Source organism: Bradyrhizobium sp. SRL28, assembly GCF_018596315.1.
Lineage (GTDB): Bacteria > Pseudomonadota > Alphaproteobacteria > Rhizobiales > Xanthobacteraceae > Bradyrhizobium.
Genome location: NZ_JAHEAG010000199.1, coordinates 1 through 599 on the forward strand (window position 1 = coordinate 1; position 599 = coordinate 599).

At 66.1% G+C, this 599-nt stretch carries 1 protein-coding gene; it reads left to right on the forward strand.

What is annotated here, in order from left to right:
- Window positions 1-599: pitrilysin family protein (locus KIP88_RS45970; protein WP_214494646.1), on the forward strand; the 599-nt coding region annotated here is incomplete at both ends.

Sequence of the window (599 nt, forward strand, 5' to 3'; positions counted from 1 at the left end):
GAAGGCTCAGGCGATCTCGATTCCAAGACCTACCATGAGCGGCTCGACCGCCGGGCCATCAAGTTGAGCTTCTCCGCGACGCGCGATCACTTCCGCGGCTCGCTTCGCATGCTCAAGGACAACAAGGACGAAGCGTACGACCTGTTGCGGATGGCGCTGACCTCCGCGCGGTTCGAGCCGGCCGATGTCGAACGCATCCGCGCCCAGGTGATCTCCACCCTGCGCCGTGAATCGACCAATCCGTCCTCGCTGGCCGACCGCAAGTTCCTCGAAGTCGCGTTCGGCGATCATCCCTATGGCAGGCCGGCCACCGGCACGCTGGACAGCGTACCGAAGATCGAGATCGCCGACCTGAAGGACTATGCGCGCCGGATCCTCGCCAAGGATACGCTGCGCATCGTCGTGGTCGGCGACGTCGATCCCGATACGCTCGGCAAGCTGCTCGACAAGACCTTCGGCGCCCTGCCGGCCAAGGCTGAACTGACGCCGATCCCCGACGTCGTGGCGGCCAAGCCGCCGCAGCGCGCCTTCATCCCGCTCGACGTGCCGCAGACCGTCGTCACCTTCGGCGGACCCGGCATCAACAGGCACGACCCGGA